This window comes from Leucobacter viscericola (assembly GCF_011299575.1).
In the GTDB taxonomy this organism is placed as follows: Bacteria; Actinomycetota; Actinomycetes; order Actinomycetales; family Microbacteriaceae; genus Leucobacter; species Leucobacter viscericola.
On record NZ_CP049863.1, the window covers coordinates 1,220,831 to 1,242,143 of the forward strand.

The 21,313-nt window shown below is 63.0% G+C and carries 17 protein-coding genes, 1 pseudogene and 2 riboswitches; of the genes and pseudogenes, 5 read left to right on the forward strand and 13 right to left on the reverse strand.

Translation table 11 applies throughout. The features are described from left to right. Positions 1-36: 36 nt before the first annotated feature. Entirely contained in the window at positions 37-1,497 is a 1,461-nt protein-coding gene (locus G7068_RS05640) for an aromatic amino acid ammonia-lyase (protein ID WP_166290069.1), read from the reverse strand. Positions 1,498-1,656: 159 nt separating this feature from the next. Between G7068_RS05640 and G7068_RS05645 the strand changes: the two genes are divergently transcribed. Genes G7068_RS05645 through G7068_RS05660 form a run of 4 tightly spaced genes read left to right on the forward strand, consistent with a single transcriptional unit; the run spans position 1,657 to position 5,072 of the window. Further along, positions 1,657-2,748 (forward strand): ABC transporter ATP-binding protein, encoded by a 1,092-nt coding sequence (locus tag G7068_RS05645; RefSeq protein ID WP_166290072.1) that lies wholly within the window; start codon positions 1,657-1,659, stop codon positions 2,746-2,748. Further along, complete coding sequence (locus G7068_RS05650) at positions 2,745-3,392, forward strand: ABC transporter permease (RefSeq protein ID WP_166290075.1); 648 nt, start codon at positions 2,745-2,747, stop codon at positions 3,390-3,392. Before G7068_RS05645 ends, G7068_RS05650 begins: the two co-directional genes overlap by 4 nt. A 2-nt stretch (positions 3,393-3,394) precedes the next feature. After that, on the forward strand, positions 3,395-4,129 hold the full coding sequence (locus G7068_RS05655) for an ABC transporter permease (protein ID WP_205881357.1): 735 nt from the start codon (positions 3,395-3,397) through the stop codon (positions 4,127-4,129). A gap of 31 nt (positions 4,130-4,160) precedes the next feature. Next, positions 4,161-5,072 carry an ABC transporter substrate-binding protein gene (locus G7068_RS05660; RefSeq protein ID WP_205881358.1) on the forward strand — a complete coding sequence of 304 codons (912 nt, stop codon included), beginning with the start codon at positions 4,161-4,163 and terminating at the stop codon, positions 5,070-5,072. Positions 5,073-5,201: 129 nt separating this feature from the next. Here the strand turns inward: G7068_RS05660 and G7068_RS05665 are convergent, their stop codons facing one another. From G7068_RS05665 to G7068_RS05695, 7 genes and pseudogenes are all read right to left on the reverse strand, one after another. Beyond that, positions 5,202-6,236: an LOG family protein gene (locus G7068_RS05665; RefSeq protein ID WP_425280493.1), complete on the reverse strand. Its 1,035-nt coding sequence runs from the start codon at positions 6,234-6,236 to the stop codon at positions 5,202-5,204. A gap of 36 nt (positions 6,237-6,272) precedes the next feature. Continuing rightward, on the reverse strand, positions 6,273-7,679 hold the full coding sequence (locus tag G7068_RS05670; RefSeq protein ID WP_166290078.1) for an L-serine ammonia-lyase: 1,407 nt from the start codon (positions 7,677-7,679) through the stop codon (positions 6,273-6,275). Positions 7,680-7,703: 24 nt separating this feature from the next. Continuing rightward, a complete protein-coding gene (gene gcvH / locus G7068_RS05675) occupies positions 7,704-8,084 on the reverse strand; it encodes a glycine cleavage system protein GcvH (RefSeq protein ID WP_166290081.1) in 381 nt (126 codons plus the stop codon). A 62-nt stretch (positions 8,085-8,146) separates the two neighbouring features. Then, positions 8,147-9,279, reverse strand: a pseudogene (gene gcvT / locus G7068_RS05680) (glycine cleavage system aminomethyltransferase GcvT). Then, positions 9,276-12,134, reverse strand: coding sequence for an aminomethyl-transferring glycine dehydrogenase (gene gcvP / locus G7068_RS05685; RefSeq protein WP_166290083.1), 2,859 nt, complete (start codon positions 12,132-12,134; stop codon positions 9,276-9,278). Before gcvP ends, gcvT begins: the two are co-directional and overlap by 4 nt. Before the next feature lie 44 nt (positions 12,135-12,178). Beyond that, positions 12,179-12,292: riboswitch (glycine riboswitch) on the reverse strand. 1 nt (position 12,293) lies between these two features. Then, a riboswitch (glycine riboswitch) is annotated at positions 12,294-12,387 on the reverse strand. A 290-nt stretch (positions 12,388-12,677) separates the two neighbouring features. Continuing rightward, complete coding sequence (gene ispG, locus G7068_RS05690) at positions 12,678-13,826, reverse strand: flavodoxin-dependent (E)-4-hydroxy-3-methylbut-2-enyl-diphosphate synthase (RefSeq protein WP_205881359.1); 1,149 nt, start codon at positions 13,824-13,826, stop codon at positions 12,678-12,680. A gap of 10 nt (positions 13,827-13,836) precedes the next feature. Next, entirely contained in the window at positions 13,837-14,628 is a 792-nt protein-coding gene (locus tag G7068_RS05695) for a M15 family metallopeptidase (RefSeq protein WP_244304711.1), read from the reverse strand. Positions 14,629-14,813: 185 nt separating this feature from the next. Between G7068_RS05695 and G7068_RS05700 the strand changes: the two genes are divergently transcribed. Next, positions 14,814-16,121 (forward strand): CapA family protein, encoded by a 1,308-nt coding sequence (locus G7068_RS05700; RefSeq protein ID WP_166290086.1) that lies wholly within the window; start codon positions 14,814-14,816, stop codon positions 16,119-16,121. 25 nt (positions 16,122-16,146) lie between these two features. Here G7068_RS05700 and G7068_RS05705 read toward each other — a convergent pair whose 3' ends face one another. The 5 genes from G7068_RS05705 to rsmI all read right to left on the reverse strand — a co-directional run bounded on the left by G7068_RS05705 (position 16,147) and on the right by rsmI (position 21,260). Further along, positions 16,147-17,610, reverse strand: coding sequence for a M50 family metallopeptidase (locus tag G7068_RS05705; RefSeq protein WP_244304712.1), 1,464 nt, complete (start codon positions 17,608-17,610; stop codon positions 16,147-16,149). Positions 17,611-17,650: 40 nt separating this feature from the next. Then, positions 17,651-18,739, reverse strand: a complete 1,089-nt coding sequence (dxr, locus tag G7068_RS05710) for a 1-deoxy-D-xylulose-5-phosphate reductoisomerase (protein WP_166290089.1) — start codon at positions 18,737-18,739, stop codon at positions 17,651-17,653. An 89-nt stretch (positions 18,740-18,828) separates the two neighbouring features. Further along, entirely contained in the window at positions 18,829-19,782 is a 954-nt protein-coding gene (locus G7068_RS05715) for an FKBP-type peptidyl-prolyl cis-trans isomerase (protein ID WP_166290092.1), read from the reverse strand. 108 nt (positions 19,783-19,890) lie between these two features. Next, positions 19,891-20,400, reverse strand: coding sequence for a hypothetical protein (locus tag G7068_RS05720; protein ID WP_244304714.1), 510 nt, complete (start codon positions 20,398-20,400; stop codon positions 19,891-19,893). A 38-nt stretch (positions 20,401-20,438) separates the two neighbouring features. Continuing rightward, positions 20,439-21,260, reverse strand: a complete 822-nt coding sequence (rsmI, locus tag G7068_RS05725; protein ID WP_166290095.1) for a 16S rRNA (cytidine(1402)-2'-O)-methyltransferase — start codon at positions 21,258-21,260, stop codon at positions 20,439-20,441. Positions 21,261-21,313: the final 53 nt, after the last annotated feature.

Consider the following 21,313-nt stretch of genomic DNA (forward strand, 5'->3'; position numbering starts at 1 on the left):
AACCGATCGAGACTCCCCGGTTCCCCATTCTAGGGTTCAATCAGCTGGCAGCACGTCGGCAGCAAGGCCCGAAACCACCCGGGCGAACGCCGGGATCAGTGTTCTGGCAGCGTCCATGTCCACTCGAAGATCCCGATCCTCGGCGCCCGACGGCAGCTGCCGCACAAGCTCCATCAGCGCGGCAAGCGCCTGCGATTCGGCGGCGTCAGTGACCCCCTTGAGGCGGAGCGCGCGCACCGCAGTGACAATCTCAGCCGCCACCATCACCTCGTACCCCTCAACCGCCCGCTCAAGCTTGCCGAGCGCGGTTGGCGCAAAGGTGGCGTCCTCTTCAACGCCGCAAGACAGCACCGCGCTGTGCGTCGACGCCGGAGTTGCGCCGACCAGCACCTCCCCCATCGCGCTTGCCGCAAGATACTCAAGCACCATGGTTCCCGACGAACCACCACGGCTCGGTGCCAGGAATCTCGGTAGCCCAGTGAAGGCGTCATCGTTAAGAAACCGCAGTCTGGCGAGCACCATGGGTGCCGACTGAGCAAGCCCCATCGCGGTCGCGTCAAGCTCGTGCGCAAGCCACGCCTCGAAAAAGGCGCCGTGGTGAACCGCACTGCCAGACTCCTCGAAGAAGCGCGGGTTCTCTTGAGCGCTATTCATCAACGTCTCTGTCGCCTGCGATAGCCGGTGAACACTGCTCGAAAGCACGCTGATGATGGGCAGAAATCCCCTGAACGCAAACGGGTCTTGAATGCGAGCGGGATCCCACGCCGTATCTCCGAGCAGAGCCGCGATAAGGGCCGCATTCTCCGCAGAGTCGGGACTCGCAACGGCGGTCGCTGCCTGCCGCGAAAAGGCGGACGGGTTGGCCTGAATCGCCCAGGCGGAAAGCACAAACGCAGCGATTGCGGCGTTGACCACACGCGCAAGGCGAGCTGAAATCAGAGCCGCACCGCCGAGCGTGAAAGCGCTGGAACTCATGAACGGAAGCGCACTGTCTGAACGTATCGGGCCAATCGGCTCAAACGTCGCACTGGTGGGGCGCTCTCCCGCCAGCGCGAGCGCGGTGCTCGCCAGCGCGGGGAGGTCGCCTGTTCCGATGCCCCCGTACCTTCGAATTTCGGGCAGGGCATTGGCCGAGAGCATACGTTCGAGGCCGTCAATCACAGAGGGCGCTATGCCCGAACCGGGGTACAAGAGCTGGTTCAGCCGAACCGCAAGCATCGCGCGAGTTCGCTCTTCTCCGACTGCCGGTCCCGCATCTACCGCATGGCTGCGCAAAAGGTTCATGCCGTGGGTTTCAGGATCCGCTGCCGCGGATGCGGTTCGGTTCGCCCCAACCCCGGTTGAACGGCCGTACACGGGTTGCTGCTCGGCGATCCTATTGGCTGTTTCGTAGTGCGCTTCGATGTTTTTTCTTGCCTGAGCTGACACCTGCACTCGTGCGCCCTTGGCGATCGAAACCACGTCTTCCGCGGTCAACTGTGTGGGGAGGGTGATCATGTTGCTTCCTGTTCAGACATGTCTGGATCGCTTGACGAGCGCCAGCATTTGCTACATTATGAAAATGTACTTTTTCGCTAGGTGCAATACTTGCATACGAGAAGCACGATAGCCAGACGCAAAAATCGTTCAGTGAAATAGAAAGACAAAGATGTCAGCATGATTGAGTTCAAGAACGTCGTGAAGACCTACGACAACGGCCACACCGCAGTTTCGAATCTGTCGTTCACCGCCCCCACCGGCAAAATCACGGTGCTAGTTGGCCCTTCGGGCTGCGGAAAGACGACCACCCTCCGCATGGTGAATCGCCTCATCGAACAGAGTTCGGGATCGATCCTGCTCGACGGCGAAGACAACGCCAAGACAGACACAATTCGCATGCGGCGCAAGATCGGGTACGTCATTCAGAATGCGGGGCTCTTCCCGCACCAGACGGTGCTCGACAACGTCTGCGCGGTTCCCTTTCTTGAGAAACGCGAGAAGAAGGCCAGCCGCGAGCGTGCACTTGAGCTGCTGACCCTCGTGGGCCTCGATGAAAGTTACGCCAACCGTTACCCCTGGCAGCTGTCGGGAGGCCAGCAGCAGAGGGTCGGGGTCGCCCGAGCCCTCGCAGCAGATCCTCCGTTCATGCTGATGGACGAACCATTCAGCGCCGTTGATCCAATTGTGCGCAAGCAGCTCCAGGCGGAGTTTCTCAAGATTCAGGCCAACCTCGCGAAGACCATTGTGATGGTGACCCACGACATCGACGAGGCGCTGAAGCTGGGCGACCAGATCGTGGTGCTGCAAGAGGGTGGTGTTCTGGCTCAGATCGGCTCCCCTTCGGAGATCCTCGCTCACCCCGCAAGCCAGTTTGTGGCAGATTTCCTCGGGGAGTCACGCGGATACCACGCGTTGAACTTCGAGGAAATCTCGACACTTCTGCTCGACAGCTCTCCCTCACTGCGGCTCGGGGATCTCGCGCCGACCCACCTGCACGACTCATGGGTGGTTGCCTGCGACGACAGTGATCGCCCGCTCGGGTGGACGCTCGCCGGAGAACGACACCTTCGGGTAGAAGACATCGATCTCTCCGTGACGGTGCAACAGGCCACCGGCAACTTCCGGGAGCTTCTTGACGCTTCACTGGCGAGCCCCAATGGGCGAGCGATCGTTATCGACAGCAACGAGCAGTACCTCGGAACCCTCACCTCCGAGTTTGTGGTGCAGCGCGCGACACAATCGCTCCGGGTGGAAGAAACCCTCGCATGAACCTTGATTGGATCACAAACAACCTCACGCTCATTGGTGATCTCACGCTCGCGCATCTCTGGCTCACGCTGCTCCCCACCGTGATCGGCCTCGTACTATCGATCCCGCTGGGCTACCTCGCCTTCACACATCGCAGGTGGTACCCGACCATCATTGGTGGCACGGGGTTGTTCTATACGATCCCCTCGCTCGCGCTCTTCATCTTGCTGCCGAAGCTGCTGGGCACGCAGGTGCTCAACCCGATGAACATTGTCGTTGCGCTGGTCATCTACACGGTTGCGCTTCTCGCCAGAGTGGTCGCGGATGGGCTCGACTCGGTGTCACCCGACGCGGTGCAGGCCGCCACCGGCATTGGCTTCACTCGCGCGCAGACCTTCTTCAAAATCCAGCTTCCCATTGCCATTCCGGCTGTGTTGAGCGGCTTGCGAGTGGTGGTGGTGTCGAACATCTCGATCGTCACGATGGCGGCGGTCATCGGCATTGCGCAGCTGGGGTCACTCTTCACCATGGGATTCACCCGACACCTGTACGTGCCGATCGTCGTGGGGCTCGTCGCGTGTCTACTCCTTGCGCTTGTGCTTGACCGACTGCTGGTGCTGCTCGGCAAGGTGATGACCCCCTGGGGTCAGAAAGGAGCTCTGTAACGATGGACATCTTTGCTTGGCTCACAGATCCGGCGCACTGGTCGGGACCGGGATCGATCCCGTTTCAGACGCTCATGCACCTGGTGTACTCGGCCATCACGCTCGTCATTGCCATACTCATAGCGGTGCCGCTCGGCATGTATGTTGGCCATACCGGCAAGGGCGAGAGCCTCATCATGGGGTCGGTCAACGCGATGCGCGCGCTCCCCACACTCGGCCTGTTGATCTTGCTCGTGCTGCTGCTCGCGCCCAAGATCAGCAACAGCCTCGCGTTTGTCATTCCGTCTCTTGTCGTGTTGGTGCTGCTCGCGGTTCCTCCGATTCTCAGTGGGGTCGCGAGCGGGATCCGCGCGATCGACCGCTCGGTCATCGACGCAGCCAGGGGCATGGGCTACTCAACGAGCGAAATCATCTGGAAGATCGAGATGCCCTGCGCGCTTCCCCTCGCGCTCTCCGGTGTTCGCGGTGCGACCCTGCAGGTTGTATCCACGGCCACGGTCGCAGCGTACGTCTCGCTCGACGGTCTCGGGCGGTTCATTATCGATGGGCGCGCAGCCAACGACTACGCCGAGATGGCAAGCGGCGCGATCCTGCTCGCGGCGCTGGCGATCCTCTTAGAGCTCTCGTTCTCAGTCATCGGTAAGTTCTTCATCTCTCCCGGGCTCACACGCAAACAGAAACGACCAACAGCGGCGGTTCAGTTCGAGTCGGCGACGACGGCGATTCAGGTTGTCTAACCATCCCTCCCCTCACATACAAGGAAACAGCATGAACACTTTGAAGAAGAGAACCCTCACCACCATCGCCGTGGTCTCGGCCGCGCTGATGCTGACGTCGTGCAGCGGCAGCGATCCAATGGCGACGAGCGGTGGCGGCTCAGCAAACGGCGACACCGTTGTCGTCGGCTCAGCAGATTTCGCAGAGAGCCAGCTGATCGCCACGATCTACTCACACGCGCTGCAGAACGCCGGTATCAAGGTCGAAGAAAAACTCAACATTGGCAGCCGCGAGGTATACATGGAGGCACTGCGCGATGGCTCCATCAGCCTGCTCCCCGAGTACAACGGGTACCTGCTGGGCGAACTTGACGCAGACGCTGACGCCTCAGACCGATCCACCATCGACTCTCAACTCGAAAAGCTGCTCTCCCCCGAGGGCATTGAGGTGCTTGACGCCTCCAAGGCAGAAAACACCGACGTTCTGGTCGTGGACCAAAAGGTTGCGAAGCAGCACAAGCTGGTGAACATTTCAGACCTCAAACCAGTTGCGGGCGAGCTGGTGCTCGCGGGGCCTGCCGAGTGGAAGTCGCGTTACGTCGGACTTCCCGGGCTCGAAAAGGAGTACGGCCTCTCGTTCAAGGAGTTCAAGGTGCTCGACGCCGGCGGCCCGCTCACGCTCTCGGCGCTGCAGAACGGGCAAGCTCAGGTTGGCGATCTGTTCAGCACCGACCCCGCGATCGAGAAGTCAAAGTTCGTCACACTTGTCGACGACAAGGGCCTGTTTTTGCCCGCGAACATTCTTCCGGTCATTCGCAAGGACTCCGCGAACAAAGAGGTCGTCAAAACGCTCAATGAGGTTTCGGCTTCGCTCACAACCGAAGACCTGATGCACATGAATGGCCGCATTGCAGCGGGAGACGATTTCGGCGCGATCGCCGACGAGTGGCTTAAGAAGAACTAGCGGTTCCCCGCCCCGCCCCGCTCCCGCTCCCGCTCCCGCTGAGAAGCCATGAACTCGTCGAGAGGCCATCGTGCGTGATGGCTTCTCGACGAGTTCATGGCTTTTCGAGGCGAGGGAGGGTGGGCGCCACTACCCAAACTGGTTGATCGCGCGGATGAGGCGGTGCAGTTCGCCGACCGCCCTGGGGCGCGGAGTGAGGATGATGCGCGGGAGGCCCAGCAAATCGCGCTCGTCGTGCTCCACCTCAAGCGGCTCGGTTCGTTCGATGCCACCATCAAGGCACAGGCCTGAGAAGTGTTCATTCAAACTAGCCATTTCTGCGTCATTCAGTTCTCTGTGCAACCGAAGGATCAGGCGATCCCCCGCCCAGCGCAGCGAGTCATAGTTGCGCCAGAAGCCGGTGATCTCGGCGATGGCCTCCTCAACCGAATCGGTGATGAGCACACGGTCAAGATCGTCGATGGAGATCATGCCGGTTCCGGCCATTTCTTTCATTGCAAACTGCGCGAAGCCCCGCCAGAAGCTCCCGCCGGGCCGATCAAGCAGCACAATTGGGACAGGGATCATCTTGCCGGTCTGCTGCAGCGTCAGCAGTTCCAGGGTCTCGTCCAGTGTGCCAAAGCCGCCGGGCAGGCAGACGAACCCACTCGACTCTTTCACCAGCATCAGCTTGCGGGTGAAGAAGTACTTCATCGAAACAAGGCGATCCTTCTCGGCCACGGTCGCGTTGGGGTGCTCCTCAAATGGCAGCCGGATCGACACACCAAGTGAGTGCTCAGAACCCGCGCCGGTGGCGGCAGCCTCCATGATGCCAGGGCCGGCCCCGGTCACCACAAACCAGCCCTGGTCGGCGAGCCCCCGCGCGGTTGCCTCAGCGCTCAGCCACAACGGGTCGTTGGAGTGCGTGCGCGCCGATCCGAATATGGAGACCTTGGGCACGCCGTGGTGCGGCGCAAACAGCCGAAAAGCCGCACGCATCTCTTCGATCGCGGCCGAAGTGATCTTGAGATCGAGTCGACCAGCGTCATCTTGGCCAAGCCCGATTCCCGCCGCCAGAATGCGCCGGATCAGGCCGCGCTGCTCCGTGATGCCAGCCTCGGTCATTAGTGAGGTGATGGCCTCGTTCAGCTCTTCAGTCAGGGTTTCGTTCGTCAGCTTCTCCACGCTCTCAGTCTAGGCAAGCGATCGCGCCACACCCCGCTAACACTCCACGACGTTCACCGCGAGTCCACCCCGCGCGGTCTCCTTGTACATGTCACTCATGTCGCGCCCGGTTTCGCGCATGGTCACGATCGCCTGATCAAGGCTGACGTGATGCGTGCCGTCACCCATGAGCGCCATCTTGGCGGCGTTGATCGCCTTCGAAGCGGCAATTGCGTTCCGTTCAATGCACGGGATCTGCACGAGCCCTCCCACCGGGTCGCAGGTGAGCCCGAGGTTGTGCTCCATCGCGATCTCGGCCGCGTTCTCGACCTGCGCGGGAGTCCCACCGAGTGCGTGGGCGAGCCCCGCGGCGGCCATAGACGAGGCCGATCCCACCTCTCCCTGGCAACCGACCTCGGCTCCGGAGATCGAGGCCTGCTCCTTGTACAGCACCCCGATGGCAGCCGCGGTGAGCAAAAAGTCGGCAACAACTCGCGCCTTGCCTCCCTCGGCAAAGGGCACGTAGTGCGTCGCGTAAAACAGCACGGCCGGAATGATCCCCGCGGCTCCGTTCGTGGGAGCCGTCACCACGCGCCCGCCCGAAGCGTTCTCCTCGTTGACGGCGAGCGCCACGAGGTTCGCCCACTCCTGCCAGAATCGCGGATCTCGATCCGGATCCTGCTCCCGCAACCGTCGATGCCACTCGGGCGCGCGACGCCGCACGTTCAGCCCTCCAGGCAGCACCCCGGTTCGCAGCAGCGCGTTGTCCTTGCACTGCTCCATCACGTCCCAGATGTGAGCCAGCCCCGCACGCACCTCATTTTCGCTGCGCACCACCAACTCGTTCGCGAGCATGATCTCGGCGATCGACAGCCCACTCCCCTCAGCGTGCGACAGCAACTCGGCACCCGTGGTGAACGGGTACGGCTGCTCGGCGTTGCGCGAAGCGAGCTCCGTTTCGGCCTCGGTTTCTTCGCCCTCCCGGATCACAAACCCGCCGCCGACCGAGAAGTACGTCTGCTCGTCGAGAACCTCGCCCGCCGCATCACTCACGCGAAATCGCATACCGTTTGTGTGCCGCGGCAACACGGTGAGCGGGCGAAGCACCAGGTCGTTCATGCCAAAGGTGATTTCGGGGGCAGGATCCCCGGCAGCCAGCTGAGCCCCCAGCCGCAGGGTGCCTTCCGCTTCAATTCGAGCGGTTGCGCTCTCAACTTCCTCCGGCAGAATCAGCGCGGGATCAAACCCCTCGAGCCCAAGCAATACCGCAGGAAACGTGCCGTGCCCCTGCCCCGTCGCCGCGAGCGATCCGTAGAGGTCGACCTCGAGCGCGGCGGCCAAGCCCAGCTTGCCCGCACGCTGCAGCTCCGCGACAAACCGCTGGGCCGCACGCATCGGCCCCACCGTGTGGGAGCTGGAAGGACCGATCCCCACACTGAATAGGTCAAACGTGCTGATTGCCACAGCGCTTCACCGCCCTATCTTGGTCTACGAAACCTCGGCGTCGTTCGCCGCGGCATATTCCTCTGGCGTCTGCAGCGGACCCAGCTCGGTAACGGCGACTTTGAACAGCCAGCCGGTGCCGTAGGGCTCCGCGTTGATCATCGCCGGGTCAGCGACGGCCGCGTCGTTCACCTCGATAACCTCACCCGTTGCGGGCGAATACAGCTCTGAGGTCGACTTGGTCGACTCGATCTCGCCGCAGACCTCGCCCGCGGTGACAGTGGCGCCAACCTCGGGCAGTTCGACGTAGACGACCTCACCAAGCGCGTCGACCGCGACCTCCGAGACACCCACCACGGCGGGGCTCTCGTCGTTGATCCACTCGTGCTCGACGGAGTACTTCAGTCCGCTGCGTACCGTGCTCATGTGTTGCTCTTTTCTGTGTGGTTTGGGTTGATGAAGAAGGGGTGAGGATCGGCGCGGCGTTGTTACGCCGACCGCGTGTAGAACGGCAGTGTGACGACCTCAAAGGGCTGCGGCTTACCGCGCAGATCGACGTCGAGTGCGGTGCCCGGCTCCGCGAACTCGGGCTTTACATAGGCGAGCGCGATCGGATACTCAAGGGTCGGGCTCAGCAGGCCGCTCGTAATCTCGCCAACGACCTCGTCGCCCGAGACCACCGCGTAACCCCCGCGGCCGGCGCGCCGCCCGGAGCCGCGCAGCCCCACGAGTACCCGCTCGGGCCCGGCCTCTTGCACGGCTTCCAGCGCCGCGCGCCCCACAAACTGCTCGGGCTTTTTGAACGAGACCACTCCCCGAGACCAGCCTCAAACGGGTTGATCGTGAGGTTAAGTTCGTTGCCGTACAGCGGCATGCCTGCCTCAAGCCGCAGGGAGTCCCGCGTCGCGAGTCCCGCTGGGATCAGCCCAATCGGCTCACCAGCCGAGAGCAACGCTTGCCACAGCTCGACGGCCCGCGCGTTCGGCACGTACAGCTCGAAGCCGTCTTCGCCCGTGTAACCAGTGCGGGCGAGCAGCACGTCAATGCCAGCAACGTTGGCGTCTTCGGCGGAGTAGTACTTCATGTCGAGGGCAGTCTGCTGCTCAGCCGCAATGAGCCCCCGCAGGATCACCACCGCGTTCGACCCCTGCACCGCGATCAGGCTGGTCTCGGCAGAGACATCGCGCACCTCCACGTCAAAACCGGCAGCTCGTTCGACAAGCGCCGCCGCCACAACCAAAGCGTTGCCCGCGTTAGGCACAACCAAGAACTTGTCGTCGGCACGTCGATAGCAGATGAGATCGTCGATGATGCCGCCGTCCTCGGCGCAGAGCAGCGAGTACTTCGCTCGCCCAACCGCGACCACGGCAAAGTTTCCCACAAGCGCGGTGTTCATAAACGCCACGGCGTCGGGGCCCTCGACCCACACCTCGCCCATGTGCGAGAGATCGAACAGGCCAGCAGCCTCGCGCACGGCGCGGTGCTCGGCGAGCTCCGAACCGTAACGCAGGGGCATGTCCCAGCCACCAAAGTCGGTGAAGTGCGCGTCGAGCTTCTGGTGCTCGGCGTGCAACGCAGTGGTCTTCAACGTGGCGGTCGCTGGTGAAGTCGAGTCAGTCATGATGCGGTCCCTTCAAAAGCCTCTGGCGGTGGGCACGAACACACGAGGTTGCGGTCGCCGTGCGCGTTGTCGATCCTGCCCACCGGCGGAAAATACTTGTCAGCGCGCAGCCGCGCCACTGGGTACGCGGCCTGCTCGCGCGAGTAAGCACGATCCCAGTCGTTCGCGGTGACCGCAGCGGCGGTGTGCGGTGCGTTCCGCAGCGGCGAGGCCTCAAGCGTGAGGTCGCCCGCGATCACCTGATCGATTTCGGCGCGGATCGTGCGCATCGCCTCGATAAACCGCTCGATCTCGCCGAGATCCTCCGATTCCGTAGGTTCCACCATCAGCGTGCCCGGCACCGGGAACGCGAGCGTCGGCGCATGGAATCCGAAGTCGATGAGGCGCTTCGCGACGTCCTCGGCGGTCACCCCCGACTGGGCGGTGAGCTCCCGCAGATCGAGGATGCACTCGTGAGCGACGAGTCCGTGGTTGCCGGTGAACAGCACGGGGAACACGTCCGTGAGTCGGGAGGCAATGTAGTTCGCGTTCAGCAGCGCGGTCTCGGTCGCCTGCGTCAGCCCCGCGCCGCCCATCATCGCGATGTACGCGTACGAGATCGGCAGCACTCCCGCCGAGCCGAAGAGCGTCGCCACAACGGGGGCGCCGCCCGCCTGTTCGGCGACTGTCGGGTCAGACGGCAGGAACGGCAGCAGGTGCTCGGCCACACCGATCGGCCCGACACCCGGCCCGCCACCACCGTGCGGGATCGCAAACGTCTTGTGCAGGTTGAGGTGAGACACGTCGCCACCGAAGCGTCCGGGCTGCGCGAGCCCCACCAGCGCGTTCATGTTGGCGCCGTCAATGTAGACCTGCCCGCCCGCGGCGTGCACCAGTTCGCAGACATCACGCACGTCAGCGTCGTACACCCCGTAGGTCGAGGGGTAGGTAATCATGATCGCAGCGAGCGCGTCGCGGTTCGCCTCGATCTTTTCGGTGAGGTCTGCGATGTCGATCAGGCCGGTCTCCGTGTTCTTCACGACAACCACCCGCATGCCTGCGAGTACCGCCGAGGCGGCGTTGGTGCCGTGGGCGGAAGCCGGGATCAGGCAGACGTCGCGCCCCGCATCGCCGTTTGCGAGGTGGTACCCGCGAATCGCGTGCAGCCCGGCGTACTCACCCTGGGCGCCCGAGTTGGGCTGCACCGAAACTCCGGCGTACCCCGTGATCTCAACGAGCCAAGCTTCGAGCTCGGCAATCAGCTCGCGCCACCCCGCGCTCTGCTCGGCCGGCACGTAGGGGTGGATCCCCGCAAACTCCGGCCACGAGATCGACTCCATCTCGGCTGCGGAGTTGAGTTTCATGGTGCAGGATCCGAGCGGGATCATCGTGCGGTCCAGCGCGAGATCACGATCCGCGAGTCTGCGCAGGTAGCGCATCATCTGCGTCTCGGAGCGGATCGAGTGGAAGATCGGGTGGGTCAGGTAGTCACTCGTGCGCACGAGCGCGGGGTCGAAGCCGTAGTCGCCGGGGGTTGCGCGCACAGTGACCGTCACCCCAAACGCCTCAGCGACCGCGTCGATGTGTGCGTCGGTGGTGGTCTCGTCGGTCGAGATGCCAACGGTGTCCGCGTCGACGCGACGCAGGTTGATCCCCGAAGCCGCCGCGCGTGCGATGATCTCGTCTGCGCGACCGGGCACCGTTGCGAGCACGGTGTCGAAAAAGGAGCCGGAGGCGAGCGGGATCCCCGCCGCGCTGAGTGCGTCAGCCAGTGTGCGGGCGTGCGCGTGGGCCCGCTCGGCGATCCCCTTCAGCCCGTCTGCACCGTGGTAAACGGCGTACATCGAGGCGGTGATCGCGAGCAGCGCCTGCGCGGTGCAGATGTTACTCGTCGCGCGCTCACGGCGGATGTGCTGCTCGCGGGTCTGCAGTGCGAGGCGGTACGCGGGGGCACCGGCTGAGTCTTTCGAGACGCCGACCAGTCGCCCTGGCAGCGAGCGCTCGAGCCCCTCGCGAATCGCGAGATATGCCGCGTGCGGCCCGCCAAAGAAGAGCGGCACTCCGAATCGCTGCGTGTTGCCGACCGCCACATCAGCACCCTGCTCGCCGGGAGGCGTGATGAGTGTGAGAGCGAGCAGATCCGCGACCACGGTCACCATGGCGCCGCGATCCTTCGCCGCCGCAATCACCGCGGCGTGATCCACCACCGCACCATCGTTGCCGGGCTGCTGCAGCACAATTCCGCTGATGTCTCCGTCGGGCAACCCCTGGGTGAGGTCCGCGACCTCAACCTCGATACCCAGCGCCTCAGCCCGGCCGAGCACAACCGCGATGGTCTGCGGAAAGAGGTTCGCGTCGAGCACCGTCTTCGCCGTCGCGGGTGCTTTTTTGTTCGCCCGCCGCATGAGCAGCACGGCCTCGGCGGTCGCGGAGGATTCGTCGAGCATCGAGGCGTTGGCAATCTTGAGCCCGGTGAGGTCGGAAACCATCGTTTGGAAGTTCAGCAGTGCTTCGAGGCGGCCCTGCGAGATCTCGGGCTGGTAGGGCGTGTAGGCCGTGTACCAGGCCGGGCTCTCTAGCACGTTGCGCCGAATCACGGGCGGTGTGTGGGTGTCGTAGAAGCCCTGGCCGATCATCTGGGTGTGCACGGTATTGCGATCCGCGAACCCACGAAGCCGGGCGAGGATCTGCTCTTCACTCAGCCCATCGTCGAGTTGGAGCGCGTCGTCGCGCCGGATCGATCCCGGCACTGCCGCATCAACGAGCTCTTCGAGGCTGCCGTAGCCGAGCCGAGCCAGCATGGTGGCGGTGTCGTTCACCTCGGTGACGCCGATGTGTCGATCGGCGAAGGTGCGAGTGGTGGGCGTGATGCTCAAAGGATCTCCAGTGGTAGCGTCGCGCGGGCGCGACTGATGGTGATCCTCCCCACTCTGTTGGGAACCTGAGAGATTCGAAAGCTTCGATGTTGTTCGGAGCTTCCTTGCACCGTCGGTGAGCCAGCGTCACGGATGACGCAAGCTACTTTCCAGAGTTGCCTTGCCATAGCGGTACGGGTGCCTGAGAGATTCCCGGGGAGGTGTTGCTCCTTCGGCGCCGGGTACAAGCCCCGGACTCTCCCGCCACAGCTCAGCGGCCTATATTCAAGAGTGCTGCCAGCCTATACCAGCCCGAAGGTCAACAGAATCCACGTATCGTTCGACTCCACCAAACTCAGGACACAATTTGCCGAGCCTGCCGCTCATGGCTGAGCCTGCACCTCACCTCCGAGCCCGCACCCCGTAGCCGAGCCGGCAGCTCACGGCCGAGCTTGCAGTTCCTAACCGCAGGTTCGGCGGTGAAGCGCAGGCTCGGCGGTGAAGTGTAGACTCGAGGCTGCAAGGCCGACTCAGCCTTGCAAGAATCGATCAGGCCCCGTAGAGCTACGGCGTGTACACGTCGGGTGTGCCCGACTCAGACGCGGGCATCTCTGCGGCGATACGGTTCGCCTCTTCGATCAGCGTCGCGACAATCTCGCTCTCGGGCACGGTCTTGATGACCTCACCCTTCACAAAGATCTGTCCCTTGCCGTTGCCTGATGCGACACCGAGGTCAGCCTCGCGAGCCTCGCCCGGTCCGTTCACGACACAGCCCATCACAGCAACGCGCAGCGGCACGCTCATGCCTTCGAGGCCCTTCGTGACCTCTTCGGCGAGCGTGTACACGTCGACCTGTGCACGCCCACACGACGGGCACGACACGATCTCGAGCTTGCGCTCGCGCAGATTCAGGGACTGCAGGATCTGCAGGCCGACCTTCACCTCTTCGACCGGCGGGGCCGAAAGCGAGACACGAATCGTGTCGCCAATACCTTCAGAAAGCAAGATGCCAAACGCGGTTGCACTCTTGATCGTGCCCTGGAACGCGGGGCCCGCCTCGGTCACACCGAGGTGCAGCGGCCAGTCGCCGCGCTCAGCGAGCAGGCGGTACGCCTTCACCATCACGATCGGATCGTTGTGCTTCACCGAAATCTTGAAGTCGTGGAAGTCGTGCTCTTCGAACAGCGACGCCTCCCACACAGCACTCTCCACGAGCGCTTCGGGGGTGGCCTTGCCGTACTTCTGCAGCAGACGAGGATCGAGCGATCCGGCGTTCACGCCGATCCTGATCGACGTGCCCGCGGCCTTGGCGCGCTTGGCGATCTCCGCGATCTGGTCATCGAACTTGCGAATGTTGCCCGGGTTCACGCGCACAGCCGCGCAGCCGGCGTCGATCGCCGCGAACACGTAGTTCGGCTGGAAGTGGATGTCGGCGATCACCGGAATCTGGCTCTTCATCGCGATGATGGGGAGCGCCTCGGCGTCGTCTCGCGACGGACAGGCGACACGCACGATGTCGCATCCCGACGCCGTGAGCTCTGCAATTTGCTGCAGGGTCGCGTTAATATCGGTCGTTGGAGTGGTGGTCATCGACTGCACCGACACCGGCGCGTTGCCGCCGACCATAACTGAACCGACTTTGATCTCACGCGACTTGCGCCGCGGCGCAAGAACTTCGGGGACCTTCGGCATTCCTAAATTGACTGCTGCCACGCCCGCAATTCTACTCGGCGTAACCTGGGGCCGCTGGCAGGTCGAAGAATTCCTCCAGGGTAACGATGCCGGTAGAGCGCATTTCGGCTGCGAGTTCTGGCCCCACGTAACGGAAGTGCCAGGGTTCGGGCATAAATCCCGTGATTGCTTCTTTACCTTCTGGATACCTCACGATGAAGCCGTATTCGGCCGCATGTTCGGCGAGCCACTTGCCAGCAGGGGTCTCGCCAAAGCAGCCCATCAGATAACAAGAGCCGTGGTCGTCGAGGTCGATGACCAGTCCAGTCTGGTGTTCGGAGTGTCCCGGCCGGGCCGAATACGTGTCGGCGGCGGCCTGGCCGTCACGCGCCACGTAACTGTTGTAGAGCGCAACCTGCGTGCCGTAGTCGCGGTAGGCGCTGATGATCCGCACCGGCACCCCAGCATCTGCCGCGGCAGCCGTCATCGCCTCGGCGGCACGCGCGGCGGGCTCCCGCAGCGGTTGGTTGAACTCGTTCTCAACCCCCGCAGGTATGACGAGGTCACTGGCCTCAAAATCAATAGGGTTCAGCGGCCGCAGTTTGTTGCTGACTACCCAGATCGACATCGGATCGTCAACAGAATGCGCCGTCTTGTCGAAGGCGGGCTCGGCCGGCTTCGTTGGCTCCGCAGTACGAGTTGGTTCAGGATCCGGCGCCTGTGACGTGGGTTTCGCGGTCTTTGCGGGCTCCGCCGCGCACGCGGTAAGACCCGCGGTGACTCCCACTATGAGTGCCACGGCGAGCGAGACCCGCGTCACCGGAAAACGTTCTGAATAAGCCACGTCCCCGATGTTACCCGGCCCCTACGTGCTTCACCGAGTGCCAGTTCCACACGAAGAGCGCTAGCCGCAGCATGTCAGCCGGCACTCGCACACCTACCGGCTCAAACAGCCCCTTTCCATCCGGCTGAGATGTCAGCACCGGCTGATGAGTTGGTGCGCACACCCCGCCAGCTATCCTGGTCAACATGGTGGATCAGGATCAGCCCGGCGCAAACAACACTCCCGCAGAGGGCGCGCCGGATCCTCACCCCCAAACAAAACCCTCAAGAATGTCGCGCCGCACCAAGATCCTCATCGGCGCGGGCGCAGCGCTTGTGCTGATTTTGGCCGCAGGAGGCACCGCCTTCGCCCTGCTCAACACCGGCACCTCCGAGCCCACCACAACGGCCGCGACGAAATCGCCATCCCCAAAACCGGCCACAACCCCAACCCCAACTCCCACCACGCCCGCAGGCCCCAAACCGGTGAAGGTCATCGCGATGGGCGACATGCTGCCGCACGACTCGGTCAACGCAAATGCGCTCCAGGCAGACGGCAGCTACAACTACGCCCCGTTCTTTGAGGGCATCAAACCAGAGCTCGACGCGGCAGACCTCACCTTCTGCAACCTCGAGGTGCCAACGGCGGGCGTCGATTTCGGAATCAGCGGATACCCCACGTTCAACGCACCAACAGAGTTCGCACGAGACCTGCACGGCGCCGCGGGCTGCGACCTGGTCAACACGGCCACGAACCACACGGCAGACAAGGGAACCGCCGGCATCGCCGCGACAAGAAACGCCTGGGACGCTCTGCAACCCTCGTTTGTGTCGGGAGCAAACCGCAGCGCGGAGGAGCAGCAGGTCGTCCCCGTCGTTGAAAAAGACGGCATCAGGATCGCGCTCGTCTCGTTTGCGGAGTACTCAAACGCGCCGATCGACGATGTTTCGCTCAATCTCATGAGCAACGACGCCCTCGTGCAGCAGCTCATGGCGAAGGCGCGCGAGACGGCCGACGTGGTCATCGTGTCTGCGCACTGGGGCACCGAGGATTCGCACGAGGTCAACGACCAGCAGCGCGGCTTTGCCCAAAAAGTGGCAGACCTCGGGGCCGACGTGATCATCGGCACCGGACCGCACGTGCTGCAGCCGACCACCTGGCTCAACCGCGCGGACGGCGGCAAAACGCTCGTCTGGTACTCAATCGGCAACATGCTGAACACACAGCTCACGCTCGATCAGCGCACCGGTGTGATCGCGGGGTTTGAACTCACCAAAGACGGCGACACCGTGCAGGTAACAAAGCCCACCGCGGTGCTCACCTACATGCACTACGACTGGACACCCGCCCAAGAAGCGGCGAACGACCTACTCGCGCGCAACAATCTGAGCATCACACCGCTGGCAGGAGCCGACGAGTTGCTCGCCCGCACGACCTTCGGGGTCTCTGCGGCCCAGCAGGTCGAGGCGTCGTCAGCGATCCTCGGCCCGGACGTCACCGTCCTGCCGAAATAGCCGCCAGAACCGCTAGAACCCCGGGCTACTCGAAGAACGAGACCGGCTTCACCAGGTCTGCGTACACAAGCAGCAGCGTCATAAATCCGCCGACCACCACAACCGCGAAGGTGATTGGCACCATCTTGGCGGTGTCGATGGGGCCGGGATCGGGCTTGCGGCGCAGCCGCGCGATCCCTCGCTTCAGGCCCTCATAGAGTGCACCGGCGATGTGCCCACCGTCGAGCGGCATCAGCGGGATCAGGTTGAACACAAACAGTGCCACGTTCAGTGATCCCAGCAGGCTGAACATCACCTGCGCGCGTGCGGCGACAGGCGCGTCGTCGACGCTCACGATCTCGCCCGCGAGGCGCCCCACTCCGACGACGCTCATCGGCCCGTTAGGATCACGCGCTTCACTGCCGAAGGCCGCGTTCCAAATGTCGACCATGCGCTGCGGCAGGTGCAGCACCATACCCACGACTCGAGAGATGTTGTCGCCAACGTACGGCCCGACCTCAGCGATCGACTGCGGCACCATCTCTGAGGCGGGAGTCGCGCCAATCATGCCGACCGTTTCGTAAACGGGCTTGCCGTCTGCGTCGACCTTGACATTACCGTCGGCGTCGGTCGCCTGGCGCTCGTTTGCGACGGGCGTGAGCTGAAGCTCAACCTTCGAGGTCTCCCCCGCTTTGTCGGTACGCTCGACGATCACGCTGAGGTCTTTACCCGGAGACTCACTCACGAGCGTGCGGAACGCTTCCCAGTTCTCAACCGGAGCACCGTCCACCGAAATCAGCTTGTCGCCCGGCAGCAGCCCAGCCTCCGCGGCGGGGGCAGCAGGATCGCCGCTGCCACACTTCGTGGCGGTGCTTGACGCGGGCACCAGGCACTCGTTAATCGCGCCGAGGGTTGTGCTGTTCTGTGGCACACCAAATCCAACGAGTACGATTCCGAAGAACACAAACGCAAGGATCAGGTTCATGACCGGCCCGCCGAGCATCACGACGATCTTTTTCCAGACTGGAAGCCGGTAGAACGTGCGGTGATCCTCACCCTCCGCGATGGTCTCCGCGCTTGCCTCGCGCGCGTCGTCGACCATGCCAGCGAGGCCGTGACGCAGCTCGGTCGGCTCAACGTCGCCGATGCGCTCGAGCTCAGACACGATGTCGGCGTGCTCGACAGACCCGCGTGCGCGGGTTGCGCCCTCCTGCACAACGGAGTTTAAGAACCCGGTTGTTGACGCGCGTGCAGCCTCCCCGGGCTTTTTAGGCGGGTACATGCCGGTCATGGCAACGTAACCGCCGAGCGGGATCAGCTTGACCCCGTACTCGGTTTCGCCCTTGCGCTTCGACCAGATGGTCTTACCGAAACCAACCATGTACTGCGTGACCTTTACTCCGAAGAGTTTGGCCGGCACTAGGTGTCCGATCTCGTGCAGGGCGATCGAAACGGCGAGCCCGATCACGATGATCAGGATCCCGAACACATAGAGCAGCACTTCAATCACTGTCTTAGATTAGCCCTTGCTGCTGTGTGGTTGCAGTGGCTTAGCTCGTCCGCGCGGCAATTACTTTCTGCGCCGCCTCACGCGCCCAGCGCTCGGCGTCAAGCAGAGTCTCAAGAGTGAGCGTGTCTGGTGCCGAGTGCGTCTCTAACACGTCTTGCACGGTGTCAACGATGTCGAGAAATCCGATGCGCCCCTCGTGGAAAGCGTCAACGGCCTCCTCGTTCGCCGCGTTGTAGACGGCGGGGAAGGTCTGCCTCGCGCGTCCCACGGCCTTCGCGAGATCAACCGCGGGAAACGCCTCGGAATCAAGCGGCGCGAACTCCCAGGTCGCGGCCGTCGACCAGTCGAGCGGTTCAACGGCCCCGGCAATTCGCTCGGGCCAGCTCAGCCCGAGGGCGATGGGAAGCCGCATGTCGGGTCGGGATGCCTGCAGGATCGTGGATCCGTCGATAAATTCAACCATCGAGTGCACGATGGACTGTGGGTGAACAACCACGTCGATGCTCGAGTACGACACCCCAAACAGCAGGTGGGCCTCAATCACCTCTAGCCCCTTATTGATGAGGGTCGCAGAGTTCGTCGTGACCACCCGGCCCATGTTCCAGGTGGGATGATTCAGCGCCTCGGCGGGAGTCACCTCGCGCAGCGAGTCCCGGGATCGGCCGCGGAACGGCCCGCCCGACGCGGTCAGCACAAGCCTGCGCACTTCGTCGCTCTGCCCGGATCGAAGGGCCTGAGCGATCGCGGAGTGCTCGGAGTCAACCGCCACGATCTGGCCCGGGGCAGCAAGGCCCGTGACCAGGTCGCCACCAACGATCAGCGATTCTTTGTTGGCGAGAGCGAGCGTGCGCCCGGCCTTGAGCGCAGCGATCGTGGGACCAAGTCCGATGGAGCCAGTGATCCCGTTCAGCACGACGTCGGCGGGCACGTCGCGGATCAGCGCCTCAGCATCGACCGCTCCGAGCGCCGTGTGCTCGACATTAAACTCTTCAGCCTGCTGCTGCATGCGATCAGCTTGGCTGCCTGCGACGAGTCCCACGATCTGAAACTTCGAGGGGTTCTTGCGAATCACATCGAGGGCCTGCTCGCCAATCGAACCGGTGGACCCCAGAATCACAACACGCTTCATAGCTCCATTCTGTCAGGCTTCTGCGTGGCACCACCGACAAAAAAAAGCCCGGGAGTTTTCACTCCCGGGCACTCAATCAACCAGCTGTATTACTTCGCTTCGGAGACAAGCTCCAGAACGAAGGTGCGGGTCATTCCGTCCTTGTAACCCTGCTCAGGCGGCACGGTCACCTGAACGATAGAACCAATCTTCTGTCCGACCATCGCGGCGGTGAAGCCTTCGATGAGTGCACCCTTGGTGGTGTCGAACTCGACTCCCGTTGCGGTCCAGTTGCCGTCGAAGCGCACTGCACCGTTCCAGTCAACACCAACGTAGTTGGTCATGACCTTGTCGCCCTCTTTAATTGTGGCGCCCTTGCCCTCTTTCAAAACCTTGATCTCAAGGTCCTTCGGAGGCTCGATGCACTTGGGGATCGTGATCTTGGGCTCCGACTTACCGTCGCCCAGATCAACCTCGGGGTACTTCTTGTCACGCGGCTTCAGCTTGTCGCAGGTCTCGGCAGTCTTCTCGGTGCCCTCAGCCTTAGCGATCTTGCCAAACTTCATGACCATCACGAGCGAGTCGGTGTTCTTGACACCCTCAAGACCTGCGTTTGCGGGATCCTGGCCGCCAGTAACTTCCTTCACCGGAGTTACAAGCGCGATCTCCTGGCCGGGAATAGCGCAGCGGAATGCGTCGTATGCCCATGCACTCAGGCCGTCTTTCGCGACCGGCACTGCGCTCTCCGGAGCCTGCTGAATAACCTTGCCGTCAACACCGCTGAAGATAGTCATGGCCACGTTGATCGACTCGGTCGACTTAGGAAGGTCGCCCTTGCCCTCTTCCATGACCGTGCGCTGGCTCTCCTTAGACTTCACCGGAGTCTTGGAGGTGAGCTTCAGGTCTTTACCGACCTCGCCAGACACCTTAACGGCGTTGCTCGCTTCGCCGCTCGGCAGACATTCCTTGCCGCTAGCGTCTTTGGTGGTGCCGCCAGCCGCGCAACCGCTCAAAAGCAGAGCTGCGACAAGTGCGACGGGGATCAGTGTGCGCGTGCGCTTCACGGGAGTCCTAACGTAGATAGCTTGCGCGAGAAGCGCAGGTCGTCACCAAGTCTCTCGCATTTGCTTATCATTTGCCTGAGGACAGGCTGGGTACAGCCACGGTAACGCTCACTTTTTTGCGGGCGCGACGGTCCGCAGAATCGACCGCGCCGCCATCACCGCGAGCACCAGCACGAGCACCATCGTGGCCACGTCGCAGGCGATATAGATGTAGTGCCACGGCGATTGCCCCGGTGCGGCTCCCGCGAGCACCTCATCAGTGCGGGCGTTCAGGGGTGGTCGCACAAACGCGACCTTCGCCGCGAACACGAACACAAGTCCGAACCAGACGAGCAGTCGCGACCCCGCGATGCGGGCACTCTCGGGCCAGAACGAGAGCAGGGTGAGCGCCAACAGAATCACTCCCTCCACGATGTTGAGGGTCGCAAACACGAGGCGGCCGATCCCGAGCCCAAGCGGGATCGTGATTCCGGGTGCCTGAAATTTCAGCGGGGCCTCGATAAACGAGATCGCCGCGATCATGCCGAACCAGAGCACGGGCAGGGCTACCCGCCAGAGCTCAATCTTGATCCGCGTCCGTGCGAGTTCTGCGTTGGGGGTTGTAGCTGCACGATTCACGCCAGTACTCCTTGTTTCACGTGGGTGTTCATGAGGTCTCAAGCGTCGCGTGCCGCAAGGGCAGCCGCGTACAATTCCCGCGACGACAGGCCCGTTGCTTCAGCAACAGTTCGGGCGGCGTCTTTCAGGCGCTCCCCCGCTTCAACGAGCCGCTGTACCTCTGAAAGGGCATCGTCGGCAGACACCACGGTCTCGGGCGCTCCACCCACAACGAGCACAATCTCGCCGCGCACACCCTCGCTCGCCCAGCCTGCAAGCTCAGCGAGTGGGCCGCGTCGAACCTCTTCGTGCATTTTTGTGAGTTCGCGGCAGACCGCGGCTGGCCGATCCTCACCGAATGCGACCGCGAGGTCGCTTAGGCTAGCCGCGAGTCTTGCCGGGGCCTCAAAAAAGACGAGGGTGCGGCGCTCCGTTGCGAGGTCGCGCAGGGTTCGGGATCGCTCCCCCGACTTGCGTGGCAAAAATCCTTCGAAGGCAAAACGATCCGTTGGCAGCCCCGCCACCGCGAGAGCGGTCACGACGGCGCTTGGCCCGGGGATCACGGTTACCTCAACACCACGCTCAGCAGCGAGTTGCACGACTCGAAATCCGGGATCCGACACGGTTGGCATGCCTGCATCACTCACAAGCACAATGTCTTCGGTCGCCGCGCGATCAACCAGGGCCGCAGCACGCTCGTGTTCGTTGTGATCGTGGAGAGCGATGAGTTCGGGGCGATTTTCGATGCCGAGCAGCCGCATCAACTGAATCGTGTGGCGGGTGTCTTCGGCCGCAATAACTTTGGCCTCGGCCAGTGTTTCGCGGAGGCGAAGTGAGGCGTCCCCCAGGTTTCCGATTGGGGTCGCAGCGAGCAGAAGCATAGTTCAATGGTACGCGCAGCCGGGAGTTGCCAGGTGCCGGTGCGGTTGCCCTG

Excerpts from the sequence above, each read along its gene's own strand:
- G7068_RS05640 (WP_166290069.1), bottom strand. The coding sequence starts at position 1,497 with ATGATCACCCTCCCCACACAGTTGACCGCGGAAGACGTGGTTTCGATC.
- G7068_RS05645 (WP_166290072.1), top strand. The coding sequence starts at position 1,657 with ATGATTGAGTTCAAGAACGTCGTGAAGACCTACGACAACGGCCACACC.
- G7068_RS05650 (WP_166290075.1), top strand. The coding sequence starts at position 2,745 with ATGAACCTTGATTGGATCACAAACAACCTCACGCTCATTGGTGATCTC.
- G7068_RS05655 (WP_205881357.1), top strand. The coding sequence starts at position 3,395 with ATGGACATCTTTGCTTGGCTCACAGATCCGGCGCACTGGTCGGGACCG.
- G7068_RS05660 (WP_205881358.1), top strand. The coding sequence starts at position 4,161 with ATGAACACTTTGAAGAAGAGAACCCTCACCACCATCGCCGTGGTCTCG.
- gcvH (WP_166290081.1), bottom strand. The coding sequence starts at position 8,084 with ATGAGCACGGTACGCAGCGGACTGAAGTACTCCGTCGAGCACGAGTGG.
- G7068_RS05700 (WP_166290086.1), top strand. The coding sequence starts at position 14,814 with ATGGTGGATCAGGATCAGCCCGGCGCAAACAACACTCCCGCAGAGGGC.
- dxr (WP_166290089.1), bottom strand. The coding sequence starts at position 18,739 with ATGAAGCGTGTTGTGATTCTGGGGTCCACCGGTTCGATTGGCGAGCAG.
- rsmI (WP_166290095.1), bottom strand. The coding sequence starts at position 21,260 with ATGCTTCTGCTCGCTGCGACCCCAATCGGAAACCTGGGGGACGCCTCA.